We start from the raw sequence: 21,227 nt of genomic DNA, 5'->3' as shown, positions 1-21,227 counted from the left end.
ATTTTTCGCATTAGAAAATCTAATCTTACTATTTTTATGTTACGGAAATTCGGCCCATTTTTCCGCATGAAATATCAGCATCTGCTAAATCCTGTTAGATCATTGTTAATTTTATGCGGGTTTAATCGCATTTTCCCAGTGAATAACTCTGTAGGCTTTTCAGCGATTTTTGGTCATAAGCTAATGTGATGACCCGTTTTACCTTATGGTTAACCGCCGGTTTAGGTGGTAAGTTCAGGTAAAAGAGAACGTTTGCGTCGGCCCCCGATCGCGAGGCCGACACCGGGTTTCACGGTGAATTTTTCAACGAGGAAAAGATGGCTCAACAGACTCCTTTGTACGAACAGCACGTGTTATGCGGTGCCCGCATGGTGGACTTCCACGGCTGGATGATGCCGCTACACTACGGCTCGCAGATTGATGAGCACCACGCGGTGCGCACCGATGCCGGTATGTTCGACGTGTCTCATATGACGATTGTCGACCTGCGCGGTAGTCGCACCCGGGAGTTTTTGCGTTATCTGCTGGCAAACGACGTCGCCAAACTGAAGACGCCGGGCAAAGCGCTCTATACCGGTATGCTCAATGCCTCTGGCGGCGTGATTGACGACCTCATCGTCTACTACTTCACCGAAGATTTCTTCCGCCTCGTTGTAAACTCCGCCACCCGCGAAAAAGACCTCTCCTGGATTTCCCAACACGCTGAACCTTACGCCATTGACATCACTGTCCGTGACGATCTGTCGCTGATTGCCGTACAGGGGCCAAACGCCCAGGCGAAAGCCGCGTCTCTGTTTAGCGACGAGCAGCGCAAAGCCACCGAAGGCATGAAGCCATTCTTCGGCGTGCAGGCGGGGGATCTGTTTATCGCCACCACCGGCTACACCGGTGAAGCGGGCTATGAAATTGCCATGCCAAACGAGAAGGCCGCTGATTTCTGGCGTGCGCTGGTGGAGGCAGGTGTGAAGCCTGCGGGCCTGGGCGCGCGCGATACGCTGCGTCTGGAAGCGGGGATGAACCTCTACGGTCAGGAGATGGACGAAGGCGTCTCTCCGCTGGCCGCCAACATGGGCTGGACCATCGCATGGGAACCGGCTGACCGTGATTTTATTGGTCGTGAAGCGCTGGAGATGCAGCGCGAGAAGGGCACTGAACAGCTGGTAGGCCTGGTGATGAAAGAAAAAGGCGTGCTGCGCGGCGAGCTGCCGGTGCGCTTCACCGATGCCGATGGCAATCATCGCGAAGGCGTGATCACCAGCGGAACGTTCTCCCCGACGCTCGGCTACAGTATTGCCCTGGCACGCGTGCCGGCGGGGATTGGCGAAACGGCGGTGGTGCAGATCCGCAACCGCGAAATGCCGGTCAACGTGACCAAACCGATTTTTGTTCGCGCCGGTAAGCCGGTCGCCTAACTATTTTTATCAGGAGAACTTCAATGAGCAATGTGCCAGCAGAACTGAAATACAGCAAAGAACACGAGTGGCTGCGCAAAGAGGCGGACGGCACTTACACCGTTGGGATCACCGAGCACGCGCAGGAGCTGCTGGGCGACATGGTGTTTGTTGACCTGCCGGAAGTGGGCGCAACCGTGAGCGCAGGCGATGACTGTGCGGTGGCGGAATCCGTTAAAGCGGCCTCTGACATCTACGCCCCGGTAAGCGGTGAAATTGTTGCCGTGAACGACGCGCTCAGCGACTCCCCGGAGCTGGTGAACAGCGAACCGTATGAAGGCGGCTGGATCTTCAAGATCAAAGCCAGCGACGAAGCGCAGGTTGCCGCGCTGCTGGATGCGACCGCGTACGAAGCACTACTGGAAGACGAATAAGCCATTTCCCTCTCCCCTTGGGGAGAGGGTAGGGTGAGGGGAACAGACGATACCCTCACCCCAGCCCTCTCCCTTAGGGAGAGGGAGAAAACACATTCACTGCACGTTTCAGGAACCATCGCTCATGACACAGACTTTAAGCCAGCTTGAAAACCGTGGCGCCTTCATTGAACGTCACATTGGGCCGGATGCTCAGCAACAGCAGGAGATGCTGAAGACAGTTGGCGCGGATTCATTAAACGCACTGATCGGCCAGATCGTGCCAAAAGACATCCAGCTTGCCACGCCGCCGCAGGTAGGCGAGTCCACGACGGAGTTCGCCGCGCTGGCGGAGCTGAAGGCCATCGCCGGCCTTAACAAGCGCTATAAGTCTTACATTGGCATGGGCTACACCAACGTGCAGTTACCGCCGGTGATCCTGCGTAACATGCTGGAAAACCCGGGCTGGTACACCGCTTATACCCCGTATCAGCCAGAAGTCTCCCAGGGCCGTCTGGAAGCGCTGCTGAACTTCCAGCAGGTGACGCTGGATCTGACCGGTATGGATATCGCCTCTGCCTCGCTGCTGGATGAAGCCACCGCCGCCGCCGAAGCGATGGCGATGGCGAAGCGCGTGAGCAAACTGAAAAACGCCAATCGCTTCTTCGTCGCGGCGGACGTGCATCCCCAGACGCTGGACGTGGTGCGCACCCGTGCGGAAACCTTCGGCTTTGAGGTGATTGTCGACGACGCTGAAAAAGTGCTGGATCACCAGGACGTCTTCGGCGTGCTGTTGCAGCAGGTGGGCACCACCGGGGAAGTACACGACTACGGCGCACTGATCGCCGAGCTGAAATCCCGTAAGATTATTGTTAGCGTCGCCGCTGATTTTATGGCGCTGGTGCTGCTGACGGCGCCAGGTAAACAGGGCGCGGATATTGTCTTCGGCTCAGCCCAGCGTTTCGGCGTGCCGATGGGCTACGGCGGCCCGCACGCGGCGTTCTTTGGCGCGAAAGATGAATTTAAACGCTCCATGCCAGGCCGTATTATCGGCGTATCGAAAGATGCCGCCGGTAACACCGCGCTGCGCATGGCGATGCAGACCCGCGAGCAGCATATCCGCCGCGAGAAAGCGAACTCCAACATCTGTACCTCGCAGGTACTGCTGGCTAACATTGCCAGCCTGTACGCGGTGTTCCACGGTCCGGCTGGCCTGAAGCGCATTGCCAGCCGCATCCACCGTCTGGCCGATATCCTGGCCTGCGGTCTGCAACAGAAAGGTCTCAGACTGCGTCATGAACACTATTTCGACACCCTGTGCGTCGAGGTGGCAGACAAAGCGGCCGTGCTGGCGCGCGCCGAGGCAGCGCAAATCAACCTGCGCAGCGACATTCACAATGCGGTCGGCATTACGCTGGACGAAAGCACCACCCGTGACGATATCCTGACCCTGTTCAACGTATTGCTGGGTGACGCACACGGTCTGGACGTTGATACGCTCGACAAAGAGGTTGCGCTCGACAGCCGCTCCATTCAGGAAAGCATGCTGCGCGACGACGCGATCCTGACTCATCCGGTGTTCAACCGCTATCACAGCGAAACCGAGATGATGCGTTACATGCACTCACTGGAACGTAAAGATCTGGCGCTGAACCAGGCGATGATCCCGCTGGGCTCCTGCACCATGAAGCTGAACGCCGCGGCTGAGATGATCCCAATTACCTGGCCTGAATTCTCTGAGCTGCACCCGTTCTGCCCGGCTGAGCAGGCGGAAGGGTATCACATGATGATCAACCAGCTCTCCGACTGGCTGGTGAAGCTGACCGGGTACGACGCGCTCTGCATGCAGCCGAACTCCGGCGCGCAGGGTGAATACGCCGGTCTGCTGGCAATCCGTCACTATCACGAAAGCCGCAACGAAGGCCATCGCGATATCTGCCTGATCCCAAGCTCCGCCCACGGTACCAACCCGGCTTCTGCCCAGATGGCAGGAATGGAAGTGGTGGTTGTGGCGTGCGACAAAAACGGCAACATCGATCTGGCCGACCTGCGCGCCAAAGCCGAGCAGGCGGGCGACAAACTCTCCTGCATCATGGTGACCTACCCATCCACCCATGGCGTGTACGAAGAAACTATCCGTGAAGTGTGTGAAGTGGTGCATCAGTTCGGCGGCCAGGTTTACCTCGACGGCGCAAACATGAACGCCCAGGTGGGCATCACCTCTCCGGGCTTTATTGGCGCGGATGTGTCGCACCTGAACCTGCACAAAACCTTCTGCATTCCGCACGGCGGTGGCGGCCCGGGGATGGGCCCAATCGGCGTGAAAGCGCACCTGGCACCGTTTGTGCCGGGCCACAGCGTGGTGCAGATTGAAGGCATGCTGACCCGTCAGGGCGCGGTCTCCGCGGCACCGTTCGGCAGCGCCTCTATCCTGCCAATCAGCTGGATGTATATCCGCATGATGGGCGCGGAAGGGCTGAAGCAGGCCAGCCAGGTAGCGATCCTTAACGCCAACTACATCGCAACGCGTCTGAAGGACGCCTATCCGGTGCTCTATACCGGCCGCGACGGTCGCGTGGCGCACGAATGCATCCTCGATATTCGTCCTCTGAAAGAAGAGACGGGCATCAGCGAGCTGGATATTGCCAAGCGCCTGATCGACTACGGATTCCACGCGCCAACCATGTCCTTCCCGGTTGCGGGAACGCTGATGGTTGAGCCGACCGAGTCTGAAAGCAAGGTGGAACTGGATCGCTTTATCAACGCCATGCTGGCGATCCGCAGCGAAATCGACCGCGTGAAAGGCGGGGAGTGGACGCTGGAAGATAACCCGCTGGTTAACGCGCCGCATACCCAGAACGAACTGGTGGCAGAGTGGAACCACGGTTATACCCGCGAACTGGCTGTCTTCCCGGCAGGTGTGGTAAACAAATACTGGCCAACCGTGAAACGTCTTGATGATGTTTACGGCGACCGTAACCTGTTCTGCTCCTGCGTACCGATGAGCGAATACCAGTAACGTTGTTCCTGTAGTAACGTAGGCCGGGTAAAGCGAAGCCGCTACCCGGCTTTTTTATTGGGAGAAAAGAATGGCAATTGCACTGGTCACCGGCGCCAGCCGGGGTATTGGTAAAGCCACCGCGCTACAGCTGGCAAGCGAAGGCTACACCGTTGCGGTGAATTTTCATCACAACATCAAAGCCGCGACAGAGGTCATTAATCAGATCGTGGACGCGGGCGGTAAAGCCTTTGCCGTGCGCGCGGACATCAGCGATGAGGCGCAGGTGATGGCGATGTTCGCCAGCATCGATCGCGAAGGTGAGCCGCTCGCCGCGCTGGTGAACAACGCCGGGATTTTGTTTGAACAATCCACCATCGAACACCTCTCCGCTGAACGTATTAACCGCGTGCTGGCTACCAACGTCACCGGCTATTTTCTCTGCTGCCGTGAAGCGGTTAAGCGCATGTCGCATAAACACGGCGGCAAGGGCGGCGCGATTGTGAATGTCTCCTCGGCGGCGTCACGGCTGGGCGCGCCGGGGGAATATGTGGATTATGCCGCCTCAAAAGGGGCGGTGGATTCCCTGACTACCGGCCTCGCGCTGGAGGTGGCGGCACAGGGCATTCGCGTTAACTGCGTGCGGCCAGGCCTGATTTATACCGATATTCACGCCTCCGGCGGCGAGCCGGGGCGTGTGGATCGGGTGAAGTCGATGTTACCGATGCAGCGTGGCGGTCAGCCGGAGGAGGTCGCCCAGGCCATTGCCTGGCTGCTGAGCGACAAAGCCTCCTATGTTACCGGTAGCTTCCTGGAGCTGGCTGGCGGGAAGTAACGCTACGACGCCAGCCACAGCCGCAGGCGCATTCCCCAGCCGCTGGTCCAGCCGGTGGTGATCGACTTCACCTCACCGTGAGAGATCACCACCAGCGTTGGCGTCACCTTAACGTCCCACTCACGCGCCAGTTCTCCGCTGGCGTCGTTGACCGTGGGCATCATCGCCTTCTTCTTCCTCATCCATGTTTCGAGCGTCGCGTTATCGCCCGAGCGCAGCGCAACCGACATCACGTTACCCCCGTCCGCGGCAAGCGCCGCCACCGACGGCGTGGTGTAGCGGCAAACGCCGCACCATGTCGCCCAGACGTAGACCAGCAGCGGTCGCTCCTTACTCATGGCGATAAGATCGACGGGCTGACCGTCGAGGGTGTGCAGTGCCGTCGCGGAGAAATTCTGCGGCAGCGCGGGCTGGCGGAAATAGTCCACCGCCAGGCTCACGGCTACGCCAATCAGCAGCCACACGCCCAGCTCGCGCAGCAGGCGCGGAAGCTTACTTGCCACGGGCGTTTGCCAGCTGTTCTTTGACCAGCCCCTCCAGGTCGTCATACGGAATGGCGCCCGCCACCATCTGGTCGCCGATAATGGTCGCCGGGGTACCCTGAATATTCAGCACCTGCGCCAGGATGAGGTTCATCTTTAGGCTGTCCAAGGTTTTATCATCCGTTTTAATGCTGTCCGTTCCGGTCTTGACCTTTGCGGCGGCGATGCTGGCGTCATCGTGATAGCCCTTTTTCATCATCAGCCGCTGGTGCAGCGCCCAGAATTTATCCGGCGCCTGCTGCCACGTCGAGAGCGCCGCTTTCGCGGCATTTACCGAGCTTTGTCCCTTAAACGGCAGCAGTTTGACGATGAGCTGCACGTCGGGATTTTCCTGCACGATTTTCTCCAGCATTGGGTCGAACTGCTTGCAATACGGGCAGTTGTAGTCCGTGAAGGAGACGATGGTCAGCTTCGGCGATGCCGCGCCGGTTCGCGGGCTGTTGGGGTCGTTAAACAACAGTTTTGCCAGCTGGTCGCTGGAAGCGTCATCTGACGGTGCGGCGAAACCGAACGTTGATAACGACAGCAGAAGTAAGGCTATTAAGGCTCTCATGTTATTTTCCTTTTGCATCGGATAGGGTGCTCAGCACCGCTTCGCGGCTTAACAACGCAGGCAGCACGTGGCCCTGCGGTAATCCCGGTCCGTAGATCTGGTTAAACGGCACGGCGGCGCTGCCGCGCGTGGTTAAGAACTGGCTGATGGTATCTGAGGGGCGGCTCCAGTCGCCGCGCAGGGCGACAACGTCCGGGGCGGAGAGCGCATCCTGCACGTCGTCGCGCAGCAGCACGTTGTATTTATTGGCTTTACAGGTCACGCACCAGTCGGCGGTCACGTCGACGAACACCCGTTTGTTCTCCGCCAGCGCGCGGGCAATGGCCTGCTCGCTGAGCGGTTGCCAGTGGATACGATCGCGGCGGGAACCCTCGCCGCCGGAGCCGGATACAAACGCGACTGCTCCGGCCACCACTACAGCTAATACCCCGACGCGCAGTGCCGTTTGCCAGCGGTAGCGCCAGGCGGTGACCAGCAGCAGCGTAAGGATCAGGAGCACGCCCAGCGTGATGACGGGCAGGCTGCCAATGTGCACCGTCAGCAGGCTCAGCAGCCACAGCGATGAGCCGAGCATCATTATCCCCAGCACTACGCGTACGACGTTCATCCAGCGTCCCGGACGCGGCAAGCGCTGGGCCAGCCCCGGCCAGGCCGCCACCAGCAGCCACGGCAGGCTCATGCCGATACCCATCGCCAGGAAGATCCCCCACAGCAGGGGAAGCGGCGCCGCCAGCGCGACCGAGACCGCCGTCCCCAGGAACGGCGCGGTGCAGGGCGTTGCCAGCAGCGTGGCAAACGCGCCTTGCCAGAAATGACCCGCAAGCCCGTTACCGCCGCGTGTGGCGAGGAAGGTGCTGGCGCCGGAAGGGAGACGGATTTCAAACAACCCCAGCAGGCTGGCGCTGAAAAGCACCATCACCATCGCCATCGCACCAATAAACCACGGGTTCTGGAACTGGATCCCCCAGCCGAGTGCCTGATTGCCTAAGCGTAAAACCGTCATCATCAGCGCCAGCGCGAGGAACGAGATCACGATCCCGGCTACCGACGCAAGAAACTGTCGGCGTACCTGACCCCGCGCCTGCCGTTCGGTTTGCATCAGCGTGCCCAGCTTCATGGCCAGCACGGGCAGTACGCAGGGCATGACGTTAAGGATCAGACCGCCCGCCAGCGCCATCAGCAGCACCCAGCCTAACGAGAGCGTCGGCGCGGCGTTCCCCGGCTGAATGCTCAGGCTGGACTCCTGCGCCTGCCCGCTATCGGCCAGAACCAGCGACAGGGTTTTGCCGCTGAGGTTGGGCGCGGCCTCGCCCCAGCTGTCCGTCACGGGCACGGTGGCGACCAGCGAATCACCGCGCACGGTGAGGGCCGGTTTGCCGAAATCAACATCATCCATACCGTCGATAAACAGGGACGGCGCCTGCCAGCCTGCGTCACGCTGCGCCGTTACGGTCAGCTTGCCGGGGGCATAGGTGGCGTTAAGCGTTGAGGTCAACCCGCCGCTGAGCGGAAGGGTGCCCATGGCCCGACTGAAATCGTAATCAAAACCGGCGCCTGCGGATGCGGTCATGTTCAGTGAAAACGGGTAGTCGGTAAGAATACAGACGTTGCTACAGGTGGAGAGCGTAAGCACGCCGCTCAGGATCTTCGGGACGTCGCCCCGCAGGGTGATGGGAAAGCTGACATCGCCGTGATAGCCCTGCGTGGTGATACCCGCGACGTCGAAACGCTGCGGCACAGGCCAGCGCCAGATCGCCTCGACGGGCTGATGCCATTTAATCGCGGGTGCGACGCCCCCTTCGCCCGGCGAGCGCCAGTAGGTTTTCCAGCCTTTTTGCAGGGCGACGTCCAGCAGCAGGCGGGTTTCGCCAGTGCTTTCGGGTTGCGCACGCAGCCTGACGCTGGCGTGCTGATTATCGGCGGCGCGCAGCCAGCCGCTGTCGGCAGCCTGGCTGAGGGGCAGCCATAGCCAAAGCAGGCAGACCAGCAGTCGCCTGAATACAGTAAACATAAATTATCTCCGTAAATGATGAATTAACCTGAAGTAACAGGCGAAGACTCATTCACGGAAGACGCATAATCGCAGATGCACCCTTAACCGGGGCGGGGAGATAACGCGGGGAGGCCACTGCCGTTCGCGGCGCGGCGGGCTGGCTGCCAGCAACGCCAGCAGCAGGGTGACGGCAATCAGGGCGCCTTCAAACAAAACAGGCGGGACCGACATCAGCGACTTGGCGCTAAGCTCACACGGGGTTACCGGTGCGTCGGCACTCTCCTGCCCCTGCTGGACAGACTGGCTCGTGGCGGTGACGTTCATGACAAGCGCGTGCATCCCGGCCATCCGCTGGGCGGTGCATATCAGCACCACCAGGCAGGCCAGGGCTACAAGCAGGATAGCGTTGCGTTGTCGCTTGATCATGTTCGCCTCAAATATTCAGGACGCCTATATTATCGGGCGAACATATTTTGGCAACGCAAAAGCTGTAAAGAAGTGTCTGGAAGATAAGCGGTTTGCCCTCTCCGCTTGCAGAGAGGGCGAGCCATTACAGCGTTTCGCCGTTGCTGGCAATGACGGTTTTATACCACTCAAAGCTCTTCTTACGGGAGCGGGACATGTCACCGGTACCGTCGTCGTGCTTGTTGACGTAGATAAAGCCGTAGCGCTTACTGTACTGGCCGGTGGTGAAGGAGACGCAGTCGATGCAGCCCCACGGGGTATAGCCCATCAGATCCACGCCGTCCCAGGTCACGGCCTTCATCATCTCTTCCACGTGGGCGCGCAGGTAGTCGATGCGGTAGTCATCGTTGATGCTGCCGTCCTCTTCCACTTTGTCGTAGGCGCCGAAACCATTTTCGACGATAAACAGCGGCTTCTGATAACGTTCGTACAGTTCACAAAGCGAATAGCGCAGGCCTACCGGATCAATCTGCCAGCCCCAGTCGGACGCCTTGACGTGCGGGTTCGGCACGCTGCCCTCGAAGCCGGAAATGGCGTCACCGGTGCCGCCTTCCGCTTTGACCGCGTTGGTCATGTAGTAGCTGAAACCTAAGTAGTCGCAGGTGCCCTCACGCAGGATCTGCTCGTCGCCCGCTTCCATCCTGATGGAGAACCCACGGCGCTCCCACTCGTTCAGCACGTAAGACGGGTAGTAGCCGCGCAGCTGCACGTCGGTAAAGACGTAGCGCTCGCGCATGGATTCCTGAGCAAACATGACGTCCTCTGGCTTGCAGGAGTAAGGATAGAGCGCCACCATCGCCAGCATGCAGCCGACTTTCATCTCCGGGTTAATGCGGCGTGCGGCTTTCACCGCCAGCGCGCTGGCCACGAACTGGTGGTGCAGCACCTGGTACATGGTCTCTTCCGGGTTGTCGTGCTCGGTATAGACCACGCCAGAGCAGCAGTAGCCGAACAGCGGCGCACGCCAGTTGCGCTGGTTGTTGATTTCGTTGAAGGTCATCCAGTATTTGACCTTATTTTTGTAGCGCTCAAATACCACTTCCGAGAAGCGCACAAAGAAATCGACCACTTTACGGTTGGTCCATCCGCCATATTCCTGAACGAGATGCAGCGGCATTTCAAAGTGGGAGAGGGTGATCACCGGCTCGATGTTGTACTTCAGCAGTTCATCGAACATGTCGTCGTAAAACTTCAGCCCCTCTTCGTTTGGCTGAGTTTCGTCGCCTTTCGGGAAGATGCGCGTCCAGGCGATGGAGGTACGGAAACATTTGAAGCCCATCTCGGCAAACAGCTTAATATCTTCTTTGTAATGGCCATAGAAGTCGACGGCTTCGTGGTTCGGGTAATATTTGCCTTCAATCACTTCCTGCGTGATTTCACGCGGAACGCCGTGTGCGCCGCCGGTGAGCACGTCGCAGATGCTTGGCCCTTTGCCGCCTTTGTTCCAGCCGCCTTCAACCTGGTGCGCCGCCACCGCGCCGCCCCATAAAAAATCTTTCGGTAAGGTGAGTTTTTTCATCTTTGCTATTCTCAATTCAGGACTTATTGATTTCGAGTCTAGCAAAGCGGAATTAAATGTCACGATATAACAATTTGTGGAAATTGTAATTTGTCACATCAAAAAAACAGGATGTTTTATTCTGTTAATTTCTTCGCCAGTTTTCGGCCTAATGATTCCAGAATATAGATGACGGGAATTTGCGTGGTGATATCGTAAACGCCGCCAATACGCGTTTGCGGGACATGCCAGGAGAGGTTAAAGTCCGCCAGCTTTGCGAGACGAGAATGTTCATGGCTGGTGACGGAGAGCACCTTGCAGTGATGCAGGCTGAACTGGCTGGCGAAGCGCAGGATCTCCTCGGTTTCGCCGGAGACGGAGAGTACAATGGCCAGCGCATTTTTAGCCATGTCGTTAGTGACCGGGAAATAAGGATCGTCGATATGGTTACTGAATTTGCCGATATTTGAAAAGAAACGTGCGCCATATTTTGCCAGCGATCCGGAGGTGCCCGCACCGACAAAAATAATTCGTTCAGATGATAAAATAATATCGACGGCTTTATCTAATAGCGCATCAAACTCTTCGTTATTTACGCTTTTAAAGAAGCTGATAATTTCACTGGCACCAAAATTCGCCTGCTGCGGCTCGTTCTGCTCCAGATAGAGTTTAAAGCGCACCCGAAATTCCGAGTAACCATCACAGTTGAGCTTGCGGCAGAAGCGCAGGATAGTGGTAGTGGAAACGCCCACCGCATCCGCCAGCTCGCGGATGGTCATGTACATCACTTTATCGCGGTTCTTAATGACATAGTTGTAGACCATCATTTCCAGATTGTTGAGGCTGGCAATGGCGGAATGGCTGAACATACTCACAATGGCTAAACTCGCTGTCGGACACTATTCCTGAAGCATACCATGATGACGAAGGGCGGGAGACGGATTTATCTCCTTGATTACTCAGATGTTAATAAAATCATTTACACCTGTGCGGTGGATTGCTTTTGCATTGTACTGATTTATAAGGATAAATCTTGATTATGGATTTATTTTAGCTAACAGGTGTTCACTGGAATCATTCTCAGTTAGCATAGACTGGCGATGAATAATCATCTTTTGTTTTCCCGGAGTTAAGTATGGTGAGCAGACCATTAATCGCACAGGGATATTCGCTGGCTGAGGAAGTAGCCAACAGTATAAGCCATGGCATTGGCCTGGTTTTTGGGATTGTCGGCTTAGTGTTATTGCTGGTACAGGCAGTGGATACCAACGCCAGCGCGATGGCCATTACCAGCTACAGCCTGTATGGCGGGAGTATGATCCTGCTTTTCCTTGCCTCAACGCTGTATCACGCGATTCCGCATCAACGGGCGAAGATATGGCTCAAGAAATTTGACCACTGCGCTATCTATCTTCTTATTGCGGGTACCTATACGCCGTTTTTGCTGGTGGGGCTCAACTCACCGCTGTCGCGTGGCCTGATGATTGTGATCTGGAGCCTGGCGCTGCTGGGGATCTTGTTTAAGCTGACCATTGCGCACCGGTTTAAAGTGTTGTCGCTGGTTACCTATCTGACAATGGGCTGGCTGTCGCTGATTGTGGTGTATCAGTTAGCCATTAAGCTGGCGGTGGGGGGCGTGACGCTTCTGGCGGTGGGCGGTGTGGTCTACTCGCTGGGCGTGATTTTCTACGTCTGCAAGCGTATTCCGTACAACCATGCCATCTGGCACGGCTTTGTGCTGGGCGGCAGCGTGTGTCACTTCCTGGCAATTTATCTGTATGTTGGGCAGGTGTAGTTTTTTTGTAAGGTGCGGTCTGATGCCCTCACCCCGACCCTCTCCCACAGGGAGAGGGTGAATATCAACACCGGGCGATACAGCATCAATCTTCCAGTGAATACGGCAGCGGCTCAATGCTGAGCGTGTTTGCATCATCACGCACGCGGAACACGCTGTCGGGCTCCATATCATTATTCATGACAACCTGCACCAGCAGGCGGCCATCATCGAGCTGGACGGCGGCTAACACGGTGCCGGTACGGCGCCAGTTTTCGCCCATCTTCATCTCAAGATCTTCACCCGCTTCCGGCACACGGCTGGCGTGACCAGCCAGCGTCCACAGGGCGCGTTTGTTCGCGCCGCGGAATTTCGCACGCGCCACCATTTCCTGACCGGTGTAGCAGCCCTTCTTAAAGCTGATACCACCCAGCGCCTGGATGTTTGTCGCCTGCGGGATAAACTGCGCGCTGTTTGCCGCGTCAATGACCGGCAGGCCCGCTTCGATGTTCAGCGCCAGCCACTGCTGGCTGTTGTTGAGCTGTGCTTCACCGCGCAGGGCGTCAGTGACGCGTTCCGCCGTTGCTTCGTCGGTTACCAGCAGGAAGCGCTCCGTCGGGTGCTCGAACCACAGAATGGAGGTCGCTCCCTCGCTGACCAGCTGTTTTTCAGCATCCGGTAGCTCGGCAAACAGGTTTTTCAGCGCTGCACGCGCCTGGAAACCCGCGACCCCCAGCAGAACGTGTTCATCGTCCGGGGCGATGGTGACTTTAGAAAAGACCGCGTATTTTTTTAGCTCTTTAAGCTGGGCGTCACGCAGGCTGCGGCGCTCAATAAAGGCGAATCCGTCCTGACGGCGGAACAGACGCAGGTTGCTCCACATTTTGCCTTTTGGATCGCAATGCGCGGCCAGCAGATGCTGGTGCTCAGTCAACTGCGCCACGTCCGCCGTGACCTGGCCTTGCAGGTATTTTTCGCTGTCCGCACCGGTCAGTGTCGCCAGTGCCCAGTCATCAAGAGTAATCAGCGTCAGCGGCAGACGCGCAGAGGCGGCGGGCTGGCGAGGAGAAAATGGTGTAAATGCCATAGTGATGTCCTGAATTGCTTAACGCTTTGATAATACCTAATGGTAAAAGAGACTGTATTCAATGCAAGCGCTTTCAGCAGGCCATTCGTGCCATTACGCGGTTATGCGTGGCGCTACGCAAAATAGTGTAATCCGCTGTCTTTATAAGGATTATTCAGGAAGCCTGCTCGAGGTTCGCAATATTCCAGTAAAGAAACGGTCAAAAACACGTTACACTAGCAGGTGTTCCCGGAGAGCAATAATGAATACCGAACGGGATACCGACTGTGCCAAACGTAATGCAGGAAACAGAACATGGATATTAACAACAAGGCCCGTATTCACTGGGCGTGCCGTCGCGGCATGCGTGAACTTGATATCTCCATCATGCCTTTCTTCGAGTATGAGTACGACAGCTTAAGCGATGACGATAAGCGCCTGTTTGTCCGTCTGCTTGAGTCTGACGATCCGGATTTATTCAACTGGCTGATGAATCACGGCAAGCCCGCCGACACCGAGTTGCAACGGATGGTGCAATTAATTCAAACACGGAATCAGGAACGTGGTCCTGTGGCAATCTGATCTTCGCGTCTCGTGGCGCTCACAGTGGATGTCCTTACTGCTCCACGGTCTGGTCGCGGCAATGGTGTTATTGGTGCCGTGGCCGCTAAGCTATACCCCTCTGTGGCTGCTTTTGCTGTCGTTTGTAGTGTTTGATAGCGTGCGCAGCCAGCGTCGAATCAACGCCCGTCAGGGTGAAATTAAGCTGCTGATGGATTCTCGCCTGCGCTGGCAGGGAAAAGAGTGGGAAATGATAGGGACGCCGTGGATGCTTAATACCGGGATGATGCTACGGCTGCGTCGGGTCGAGGACAACCGTCGCCAGCATCTGTGGCTGGCCGCAGACAGTATGGATCCCGCGGAGTGGCGGGATCTGCGCCGGCTAATCGTGCAACAGCCGACGCAGGAATAAATCAGCTAAACTGCTCGGCCATCTCACCCAGAATTTGTTCGCACCAGGTCTGGAGGCGCTCGTCGCTGAGATCGTACTGGTTGGTTTCATCCAGCGCGAGCCCGACAAACAGCTGGCCGTCGGCAATGACGGGTTTTGGGCTGGTGAACTCATAGCCTTCCGTAGGCCAGTAGCCGATAAACGTCGCGCCCTTTGGCGCCAGTTTGTCATGCAGCATGCCGAGCGCGTCGAGGAACCACTCCCCGTAGCCCAACTGGTCGCCCATGCCGTACATCGCAATGATTTTGCCTTCAAAATTGACTGAATCGAGCTGATCCCAGATGGCTTCCCAGTCTTCCTGAATCTCACCAAAGTCCCAGGTAGGGATACCCAGAATCAGCACATCGTACTGCTCCATCAAGGCAACCGCGTCATCTTTCAGGTTATGCAACGTCACCAGTTCCGGGCCAATGATGTCACGAATTTTCTCCGCCGCCATTTCGGTGTAGCAGGTGCTGGAACCATAGAACAGACCAATATTCATCGCGTAACTATCTCAATTCTTGCTATGACTTTGCGCGTAGTGTACCAGAAACCGATGGCAATCAGGCATAATGGCCAGATTGCAGAACCAAAGGGGCTGATGTGGAAAAGGATCTCGCACTCATCGAACAGTTTCTCGACGCGCTGTGGCTGGAGAAAAACCTCGCTGAAAATACGCTCAGCGCCTATCGTCGGGATCTCACGCTGCTGGTCGAGTGGCTGGCGCATCGGGGGCTGACGCTTGAAAGCGCGCAAAGCGATGACCTGCAAGGGTTGCTGGCTGAGCGGATGGAAGGGGGGTACAAAGCCACCAGCTCCGCGCGTCTGCTGAGCGCCATGCGCCGCCTGTTCCAGCACCTGTACCGCGAGAAGATCCGCGCGGATGACCCCAGCGCACTGCTGGCATCGCCTAAACTGCCTCAGCGGCTGCCAAAAGATCTCAGCGAAGCACAAGTTGAGAGATTATTACAGTCGCCCGCAGTTGACCTTCCGCTGGAGTTACGCGATAAAGCCATGCTTGAACTATTGTATGCCACGGGCTTGCGCGTTTCCGAGCTGGTGGGCCTGACGATGAGCGATATCAGCCTGCGTCAGGGCGTGGTGCGCGTTATCGGTAAAGGGAACAAAGAACGGCTGGTGCCGCTGGGTGAAGAGGCGGTCTACTGGCTGGAGACGTATCTGGAACACGGGCGTCCGTGGCTGCTGAACGGCGTCTCCATAGATGTATTGTTCCCGAGCCAGCGCGCGCAGCAGATGACGCGACAAACGTTCTGGCATCGCATTAAACATTACGCCACACTGGCGGGTATTGACAGTGAGAAGCTGTCGCCGCACGTTTTGCGTCACGCCTTCGCGACGCATCTGTTAAACCACGGCGCTGATTTACGCGTGGTGCAGATGTTGCTTGGACACAGCGATCTTTCAACGACGCAAATATACACCCATGTCGCGACGGAACGCCTGCGGCAGCTACACCAACAGCACCACCCTCGCGCGTGAGTGCCGACGAATTGTTACAGGAACATATATGAAAAAGTCTTTAGCGCTGTTCACCCTGCTGGCAGCTTCGGTTTCCGGTTTTGCCCATGCGGATGATGCCGCCATTAAACAGTCTCTGACGAAACTCGGCGTCGCCAGCAGCGAGATCCAGCCAGCGCCGGTGGCTGGCATGAAAACGGTGCTGACCAACAGCGGCGTGCTGTACGTGACCGAAGACGGTAAGCACATCATTCAGGGACCCATGTACGACGTGAGCGGCGCGCAGCCGGTGAACGTCACCAACCAGCTGCTGATGAAAAACCTGAACGCGCTCGAAAAAGAGATGATTGTCTACAAAGCGGCGCAGGAAAAGCACGTTATTACCGTCTTCACCGACATCACCTGCGGCTACTGCCACAAGCTGCATGAAGAGATGAAAGACTACAACGCGCTGGGCATTACCGTGCGTTACCTGGCTTTCCCACGTGCTGGCGTGCAGAGCCAGCCTGAGCAGGATATGAAAGCGATCTGGTGTGCGAAAGACCGCAACAAGGCCTTTGATGACGCGATGAACGGCAAAGGCGTGAAGCCCGCGTCCTGCGATATCGACATCGCTAACCATTACGCGCTGGGCGTACAGTTTGGCGTGAGCGGTACGCCAGCCATTGTGCTGAGTAACGGCTATGTGGTGCCGGGCTACCAGGGGCCAAAAGAGATGAAAGCGTTCCTCGACGAGCACCAGAAACAGATGGTTGGTAAATAATTCGCGTGAAAGCCCCGATAAAACTGCGCCGCCGCGATGCGGGTGAAACCGCGGATTTACCAGACACGCTTCCGCTGCTGCTAAAGCGGCTGTACGCCAGCCGTGGCGTGCGTACGGCAAGCGATCTTGAGCGCAGCGTCAAAGGCATGCTGCCCTGGCAAGCGCTGAGTGGCATCGAACAAGCGAGTGAAATGCTCTACGACGCGTTCCGGGAAGGCACGCGGATTGTCGTGGTGGGCGATTTCGATGCCGACGGCGCAACCAGTACCGCGCTGAGCGTACTCAGCCTGCGTGCGCTGGGCTGCGATAACGTGGCTTACCTGGTGCCGAACCGGTTTGAAGACGGCTACGGCCTCAGCCCGGAAGTGGTCGATCAGGCCCATGCCCGTGGCGCACAGATGATCATGACCGTGGATAACGGGATCTCTTCTCATGCGGGGGTCGATCATGCCCATGCGCTGGGGATCCCGGTACTGGTCACCGATCACCACCTGCCAGGCGAAACTCTGCCTGCCGCCGAAGCCATCATTAACCCGAACCTGCGCGACTGCGATTTCCCGTCGAAATCGCTGGCCGGAGTAGGGGTGGCGTTTTATCTGATGCTGGCGTTACGCACGTTGCTGCGTGATAAGGGCTGGTTCGAATCGCGCGGGATTGCCGTGCCGAACCTCGCGGAGTATCTCGATCTGGTGGCGCTGGGAACCGTGGCGGACGTGGTGCCGCTTGATACCAATAACCGTATTCTCACCTGGCAGGGCTTGAGCCGCATTCGGGCAGGTAAATGCCGTCCGGGGATTAAGGCGCTGCTGGAAATTGCCAACCGCGATCCGCTGAAGCTCGCGGCAAGCGATTTAGGCTTTGCCCTCGGCCCGCGCCTGAACGCGGCGGGGCGGCTGGACGATATGTCGGTTGGCGTCGCGCTGCTGCTGTGTGACAACATCGGCGAAGCGCGCGTGCTGGCCAGTGAGCTGGACGCACTCAACCAGACCCGTAAAGAGATTGAGCAGGGGATGCAGGCCGAAGCACTGACCCTGTGCGAAAAGCTGGAGCGCAGCGGTGACACCCTGCCGGGCGGGCTGGCGATGTATCACCCCGAATGGCACCAGGGCGTGGTGGGCATTCTGGCGTCGCGTATTAAAGAGCGTTTCCACCGCCCGGTGATCGCGTTCGCCCCCGCCGGGGACGGCACGCTGAAAGGCTCCGGTCGTTCCATTCAGGGGCTGCATATGCGCGATGCGCTGGAGCGTCTGGATACGCTGCATCCGAACCTGATGATTAAGTTCGGCGGTCACGCGATGGCGGCAGGCCTGTCGCTGGAAGAGGCGAAGTTCGACGAGTTCCAGCGTCTGTTTGGCGAACTGGTCACCGAGTGGATCGATCCGGCTCTGTTGCAGGGTGAAGTGGTTTCTGACGGTGAGCTTTCACCGGCTGAAATGACCATGGAGGTGGCGCAGATGCTGCGCGATGCCGGCCCGTGGGGGCAGATGTTTCCGGAGCCGCTTTTCGACGGACGTTTTCGTTTGTTGCAACAGCGCATCGTGGGCGAACGCCATCTCAAAGTGATGGTGGAACCGGTCGGCGGCGGACCGCTGCTCGACGGCATCGCCTTTAACGTTGATACCTCCATCTGGCCGGACAACGGCGTGCGCGAGGTTGAGCTGGCCTATAAGCTGGATATTAACGAGTTCCGTGGTAACCGCTCCCTTCAGCTCATCATCGACAATATCTGGCCAATTTAGCGTCAGTAATCTCTATAAAAAAGGGCGTGGATTCGGTACAATCCCGCTCTTATCACCGCATTTTGACAAGCTCATAAAAGAAAACAGACCATGTTTGAAATTAATCCGGTAAAAAACCGCATTCAGGACCTCACGGAGCGCTCTGACGTTCTTAGGGGGTATCTTTGACTACGATGCCAAGAAAGAGCGTCTCGAAGAAGTAAACGCCGAGCTGGAACAGCCGGACGTCTGGAACGAACCTGAGCGCGCGCAGGCGCTGGGTAAAGAGCGTTCTTCCCTCGAAGCCATCGTAGATACGCTGGATCAAATGGCGCAGGGTCTGGAAGATGTTTCTGGGCTGCTGGAGCTGGCTGTCGAAGCCGACGACGAAGAAACCTTTAACGAAGCCGTGGCAGAGCTCGACGTGCTGGAAGAGAAGCTGGCGCAGCTGGAATTCCGTCGCATGTTCTCCGGCGAATACGATAGCGCTGACTGCTATCTCGATATTCAGGCAGGTTCTGGCGGTACCGAAGCACAGGACTGGGCGAGCATGCTGATGCGCATGTACCTGCGCTGGGCGGAAGCGCGCGGTTTCAAAACCGAGATTATCGAAGAATCCGAAGGTGAAGTGGCGGGTATCAAATCCGTCACTATCAAGATTATTGGCGATTACGCCTACGGCTGGCTACGTACTGAAACCGGCGTTCACCGCCTGGTGCGTAAGAGCCCGTTCGATTCCGGCGGCCGTCGTCACACCTCCTTCAGCTCCGCGTTTGTCTACCCGGAAGTGGATGAAGATATCGATATCGACATCAACCCGGCGGACCTGCGTATCGACGTTTACCGCGCATCCGGTGCGGGTGGTCAGCACGTTAACCGTACGGAATCTGCGGTGCGTATTACCCACATTCCAACCGGGCTGGTAACACAGTGCCAGAACGACCGTTCCCAGCATAAGAACAAAGACCAGGCCATGAAGCAGATGAAAGCGAAGCTTTATGAGCTGGAGATGCAGAAGAAAAATGCTGAGAAGCAGGCGATGGAAGACAACAAGTCCGATATCGGCTGGGGCAGCCAGATCCGTTCTTACGTCCTTGATGACTCCCGCATCAAAGACCTGCGCACCGGGGTTGAAACCCGTAACACGCAGGCGGTGCTGGACGGCAGCCTGGACCAATTTATCGAAGCAAGTTTGAAAGCAGGGTTATGAGGAACCAACATGTCTGAACAACAAGCACAGGGCGCTGACGCGGTAGTCGATCTTAACAACGAACTGAAAACCCGCCGCGAGAAGCTGGCAGCGCTGCGCGAGCAGGGCGTGCCGTTCCCGAACGATTTTCGTCGTGACCACACCTCAGACCAACTGCACGCAGACTTCGACGGTAAAGAGAACGAAGAGCTGGAAGCGCTGAACGTTGAAGTGTCCGTGGCGGGCCGCATGATGACCCGTCGTATCATGGGTAAAGCGTCCTTCGTGACCTTACAGGACGTTGGCGGCCGCATTCAGCTGTACGTCTCTCGTGACGACCTGCCGGAAGGCATCTACAACGAGCAGTTCAAGAAGTGGGACCTGGGCGACATCCTGGGCGCTAAAGGTAAACTGTTCAAAACCAAGACCGGTGAACTGTCTATCCACTGCACCGAGCTGCGTCTGCTGACAAAAGCCCTGCGCCCGCTGCCGGACAAGTTCCACGGTTTGCAGGATCAGGAAGCGCGCTATCGTCAGCGTTACCTGGATCTCATCTCTAACGATGAATCCCGTAAGACCTTCAAAATTCGCTCCCAGATCATGGCCGGCATTCGCCAGTTCATGGTTAACCGCGACTTTATGGAAGTAGAAACCCCGATGATGCAGGTGATCCCAGGTGGAGCCTCCGCTCGTCCGTTCATCACCCATCACAACGCCCTGGACCTGGACATGTACCTGCGTATCGCGCCGGAACTGTACCTGAAGCGTCTGGTGGTCGGCGGTTTTGACCGCGTGTTTGAGATCAACCGTAACTTCCGTAACGAAGGTATCTCCGTACGTCATAACCCAGAGTTCACCATGATGGAACTCTATATGGCCTATGCGGATTACAAAGATCTGATCGAGCTGACCGAATCCCTGTTCCGCACCCTGGCGCAGGACATTCTGGGCACCACCCAGGTACCTTACGGTGAAGAGGTGTTCGACTTCGGCAAGCCGTTCGAAAAACTGACCATGCGCGAAGCGATCAAGAAATACCGTCCTGAAACCAATATGGCGGATCTGGATAACTTCGACTCTGCGAAAGCGATCGCTGAAAGCATCGGTATTAAGGTTGAGAAGAGCTGGGGTCTGGGCCGTATCGTGACCGAGATCTTCGAAGAAGTGGCCGAAGCGCACCTGATTCAGCCTACCTTCATCACCGAATACCCGGCGGAAGTGTCTCCGCTGGCGCGTCGTAATGACGAGAACCCGGAAATCACTGACCGCTTCGAATTCTTCATTGGTGGCCGCGAAATCGGTAACGGCTTTAGCGAGCTGAACGATGCAGAAGATCAGGCGCAGCGCTTCCAGGATCAGGTTAACGCGAAAGCGGCAGGCGATGACGAAGCGATGTTCTTCGACGAAGACTACGTGACCGCGCTGGAGCACGGCCTGCCGCCGACGGCTGGCCTGGGTATTGGTATCGACCGTATGGTGATGCTGTTCACCAACAGCCACACCATCCGCGACGTGATCCTGTTCCCGGCGATGCGTCCGGTGAAATAAGCCGTTAA

At 57.3% G+C, this 21,227-nt stretch carries 20 protein-coding genes; 12 read left to right on the top strand and 8 right to left on the bottom strand.

Annotation, left to right across the window (positions count from 1 at the left end):
• Nucleotides 1-317 precede the first annotated feature (317 nt).
• The 4 genes from gcvT to BFV63_RS18155 all read left to right on the top strand — a co-directional run bounded on the left by gcvT (nucleotide 318) and on the right by BFV63_RS18155 (nucleotide 5,637).
• Nucleotides 318-1,412: a glycine cleavage system aminomethyltransferase GcvT gene (gcvT, locus tag BFV63_RS18170; protein ID WP_003860107.1), complete on the top strand. Its 1,095-nt coding sequence runs from the start codon at nucleotides 318-320 to the stop codon at nucleotides 1,410-1,412.
• Nucleotides 1,413-1,435: 23 nt separating this feature from the next.
• Nucleotides 1,436-1,825 carry a glycine cleavage system protein GcvH gene (gcvH, locus tag BFV63_RS18165; RefSeq protein WP_006811885.1) on the top strand — a complete coding sequence of 130 codons (390 nt, stop codon included), beginning with the start codon at nucleotides 1,436-1,438 and terminating at the stop codon, nucleotides 1,823-1,825.
• 124 nt (nucleotides 1,826-1,949) lie between these two features.
• A complete protein-coding gene (gene gcvP / locus BFV63_RS18160) occupies nucleotides 1,950-4,823 on the top strand; it encodes an aminomethyl-transferring glycine dehydrogenase (protein WP_048242041.1) in 2,874 nt (957 codons plus the stop codon).
• Nucleotides 4,824-4,893: 70 nt separating this feature from the next.
• Nucleotides 4,894-5,637, top strand: coding sequence for an SDR family oxidoreductase (locus tag BFV63_RS18155; protein ID WP_022651814.1), 744 nt, complete (start codon nucleotides 4,894-4,896; stop codon nucleotides 5,635-5,637).
• Nucleotides 5,638-5,639: 2 nt separating this feature from the next.
• On the opposite strand, the gene BFV63_RS18150 is transcribed toward BFV63_RS18155, so the two are convergent.
• From BFV63_RS18150 to BFV63_RS18125, 6 genes are all read right to left on the bottom strand, one after another.
• Nucleotides 5,640-6,140, bottom strand: a complete 501-nt coding sequence (locus tag BFV63_RS18150; protein ID WP_032634255.1) for a protein disulfide oxidoreductase — start codon at nucleotides 6,138-6,140, stop codon at nucleotides 5,640-5,642.
• Nucleotides 6,130-6,732, bottom strand: coding sequence for a DsbA family protein (locus BFV63_RS18145; RefSeq protein ID WP_045350799.1), 603 nt, complete (start codon nucleotides 6,730-6,732; stop codon nucleotides 6,130-6,132). Before BFV63_RS18145 ends, BFV63_RS18150 begins: the two co-directional genes overlap by 11 nt.
• A 1-nt stretch (nucleotide 6,733) precedes the next feature.
• Nucleotides 6,734-8,743: a protein-disulfide reductase DsbD family protein gene (locus tag BFV63_RS18140; RefSeq protein WP_048242039.1), complete on the bottom strand. Its 2,010-nt coding sequence runs from the start codon at nucleotides 8,741-8,743 to the stop codon at nucleotides 6,734-6,736.
• A 48-nt stretch (nucleotides 8,744-8,791) separates the two neighbouring features.
• The gene (locus tag BFV63_RS18135; protein WP_022649310.1) at nucleotides 8,792-9,151 is read right to left on the bottom strand and encodes a hypothetical protein; all 360 of its coding nucleotides are present in this window, start codon (nucleotides 9,149-9,151) and stop codon (nucleotides 8,792-8,794) included.
• Nucleotides 9,152-9,275: 124 nt separating this feature from the next.
• Complete coding sequence (gene bglA / locus BFV63_RS18130; protein WP_003863430.1) at nucleotides 9,276-10,709, bottom strand: 6-phospho-beta-glucosidase BglA; 1,434 nt, start codon at nucleotides 10,707-10,709, stop codon at nucleotides 9,276-9,278.
• Between the two features lie 116 nt (nucleotides 10,710-10,825).
• The gene (locus BFV63_RS18125) at nucleotides 10,826-11,557 is read right to left on the bottom strand and encodes a MurR/RpiR family transcriptional regulator (RefSeq protein WP_003863431.1); all 732 of its coding nucleotides are present in this window, start codon (nucleotides 11,555-11,557) and stop codon (nucleotides 10,826-10,828) included.
• 266 nt (nucleotides 11,558-11,823) lie between these two features.
• Here BFV63_RS18125 and trhA point away from each other — a divergent pair, with 266 nt between their 5' ends.
• Nucleotides 11,824-12,483, top strand: a complete 660-nt coding sequence (gene trhA / locus BFV63_RS18115) for a PAQR family membrane homeostasis protein TrhA (RefSeq protein ID WP_003863433.1) — start codon at nucleotides 11,824-11,826, stop codon at nucleotides 12,481-12,483.
• An 85-nt stretch (nucleotides 12,484-12,568) separates the two neighbouring features.
• On the opposite strand, the gene ygfZ is transcribed toward trhA, so the two are convergent.
• Complete coding sequence (gene ygfZ / locus BFV63_RS18110; protein ID WP_003863435.1) at nucleotides 12,569-13,549, bottom strand: tRNA-modifying protein YgfZ; 981 nt, start codon at nucleotides 13,547-13,549, stop codon at nucleotides 12,569-12,571.
• 294 nt (nucleotides 13,550-13,843) lie between these two features.
• Here ygfZ and sdhE point away from each other — a divergent pair, with 294 nt between their 5' ends.
• Both sdhE and BFV63_RS18100 read left to right on the top strand, forming a co-directional pair.
• On the top strand, nucleotides 13,844-14,110 hold the full coding sequence (gene sdhE / locus BFV63_RS18105; RefSeq protein WP_003863437.1) for an FAD assembly factor SdhE: 267 nt from the start codon (nucleotides 13,844-13,846) through the stop codon (nucleotides 14,108-14,110).
• Complete coding sequence (locus BFV63_RS18100; RefSeq protein ID WP_022649305.1) at nucleotides 14,091-14,501, top strand: protein YgfX; 411 nt, start codon at nucleotides 14,091-14,093, stop codon at nucleotides 14,499-14,501. Before sdhE ends, BFV63_RS18100 begins: the two co-directional genes overlap by 20 nt.
• Nucleotide 14,502: 1 nt before the next feature.
• On the opposite strand, the gene fldB is transcribed toward BFV63_RS18100, so the two are convergent.
• Nucleotides 14,503-15,024, bottom strand: coding sequence for a flavodoxin FldB (gene fldB / locus BFV63_RS18095; RefSeq protein ID WP_003863440.1), 522 nt, complete (start codon nucleotides 15,022-15,024; stop codon nucleotides 14,503-14,505).
• 101 nt (nucleotides 15,025-15,125) lie between these two features.
• On the opposite strand from fldB, the gene xerD reads away from it, so the two are divergent.
• From xerD to lysS, 5 genes are all read left to right on the top strand, one after another.
• Nucleotides 15,126-16,022: a site-specific tyrosine recombinase XerD gene (xerD, locus tag BFV63_RS18090; protein WP_003863442.1), complete on the top strand. Its 897-nt coding sequence runs from the start codon at nucleotides 15,126-15,128 to the stop codon at nucleotides 16,020-16,022.
• Nucleotides 16,023-16,050: 28 nt separating this feature from the next.
• The gene (gene dsbC, locus BFV63_RS18085) at nucleotides 16,051-16,764 is read left to right on the top strand and encodes a bifunctional protein-disulfide isomerase/oxidoreductase DsbC (RefSeq protein ID WP_048242037.1); all 714 of its coding nucleotides are present in this window, start codon (nucleotides 16,051-16,053) and stop codon (nucleotides 16,762-16,764) included.
• Nucleotides 16,765-16,769: 5 nt separating this feature from the next.
• Nucleotides 16,770-18,503 carry a single-stranded-DNA-specific exonuclease RecJ gene (gene recJ, locus BFV63_RS18080; RefSeq protein ID WP_048242034.1) on the top strand — a complete coding sequence of 578 codons (1,734 nt, stop codon included), beginning with the start codon at nucleotides 16,770-16,772 and terminating at the stop codon, nucleotides 18,501-18,503.
• Nucleotides 18,504-18,593: 90 nt separating this feature from the next.
• Nucleotides 18,594-19,692, top strand: a protein-coding gene (gene prfB, locus BFV63_RS18075; protein ID WP_096147815.1) for a peptide chain release factor 2 whose coding sequence is annotated in 2 segments (ribosomal slippage) — nucleotides 18,594-18,668 and nucleotides 18,670-19,692 — 1,098 coding nt in all. Because the reading frame shifts where the segments join, the coding sequence is not laid out codon by codon here.
• A gap of 9 nt (nucleotides 19,693-19,701) precedes the next feature.
• Complete coding sequence (lysS, locus tag BFV63_RS18070) at nucleotides 19,702-21,219, top strand: lysine--tRNA ligase (protein WP_003863452.1); 1,518 nt, start codon at nucleotides 19,702-19,704, stop codon at nucleotides 21,217-21,219.
• The last annotated feature ends 8 nt before the right edge of the window (nucleotides 21,220-21,227 follow it).

Source organism: Enterobacter hormaechei subsp. xiangfangensis (assembly GCF_001729785.1).
Lineage (GTDB): Bacteria > Pseudomonadota > Gammaproteobacteria > Enterobacterales > Enterobacteriaceae > Enterobacter > Enterobacter hormaechei_C.
The sequence above is the reverse complement of the archived record's forward strand: the minus strand, read 5'-3'. Positions and strand labels throughout refer to the sequence as shown.

Excerpts from the sequence above, each read along its gene's own strand:
- gcvT (WP_003860107.1), top strand. The coding sequence starts at position 318 with ATGGCTCAACAGACTCCTTTGTACGAACAGCACGTGTTATGCGGTGCC.
- gcvH (WP_006811885.1), top strand. The coding sequence starts at position 1,436 with ATGAGCAATGTGCCAGCAGAACTGAAATACAGCAAAGAACACGAGTGG.
- gcvP (WP_048242041.1), top strand. The coding sequence starts at position 1,950 with ATGACACAGACTTTAAGCCAGCTTGAAAACCGTGGCGCCTTCATTGAA.
- BFV63_RS18155 (WP_022651814.1), top strand. The coding sequence starts at position 4,894 with ATGGCAATTGCACTGGTCACCGGCGCCAGCCGGGGTATTGGTAAAGCC.
- BFV63_RS18145 (WP_045350799.1), bottom strand. The coding sequence starts at position 6,732 with ATGAGAGCCTTAATAGCCTTACTTCTGCTGTCGTTATCAACGTTCGGT.
- BFV63_RS18140 (WP_048242039.1), bottom strand. The coding sequence starts at position 8,743 with ATGTTTACTGTATTCAGGCGACTGCTGGTCTGCCTGCTTTGGCTATGG.
- BFV63_RS18135 (WP_022649310.1), bottom strand. The coding sequence starts at position 9,151 with ATGATCAAGCGACAACGCAACGCTATCCTGCTTGTAGCCCTGGCCTGC.
- bglA (WP_003863430.1), bottom strand. The coding sequence starts at position 10,709 with ATGAAAAAACTCACCTTACCGAAAGATTTTTTATGGGGCGGCGCGGTG.
- BFV63_RS18125 (WP_003863431.1), bottom strand. The coding sequence starts at position 11,557 with ATGTTCAGCCATTCCGCCATTGCCAGCCTCAACAATCTGGAAATGATG.
- trhA (WP_003863433.1), top strand. The coding sequence starts at position 11,824 with ATGGTGAGCAGACCATTAATCGCACAGGGATATTCGCTGGCTGAGGAA.
- ygfZ (WP_003863435.1), bottom strand. The coding sequence starts at position 13,549 with ATGGCATTTACACCATTTTCTCCTCGCCAGCCCGCCGCCTCTGCGCGT.
- sdhE (WP_003863437.1), top strand. The coding sequence starts at position 13,844 with ATGGATATTAACAACAAGGCCCGTATTCACTGGGCGTGCCGTCGCGGC.
- fldB (WP_003863440.1), bottom strand. The coding sequence starts at position 15,024 with ATGAATATTGGTCTGTTCTATGGTTCCAGCACCTGCTACACCGAAATG.
- dsbC (WP_048242037.1), top strand. The coding sequence starts at position 16,051 with ATGAAAAAGTCTTTAGCGCTGTTCACCCTGCTGGCAGCTTCGGTTTCC.
- lysS (WP_003863452.1), top strand. The coding sequence starts at position 19,702 with ATGTCTGAACAACAAGCACAGGGCGCTGACGCGGTAGTCGATCTTAAC.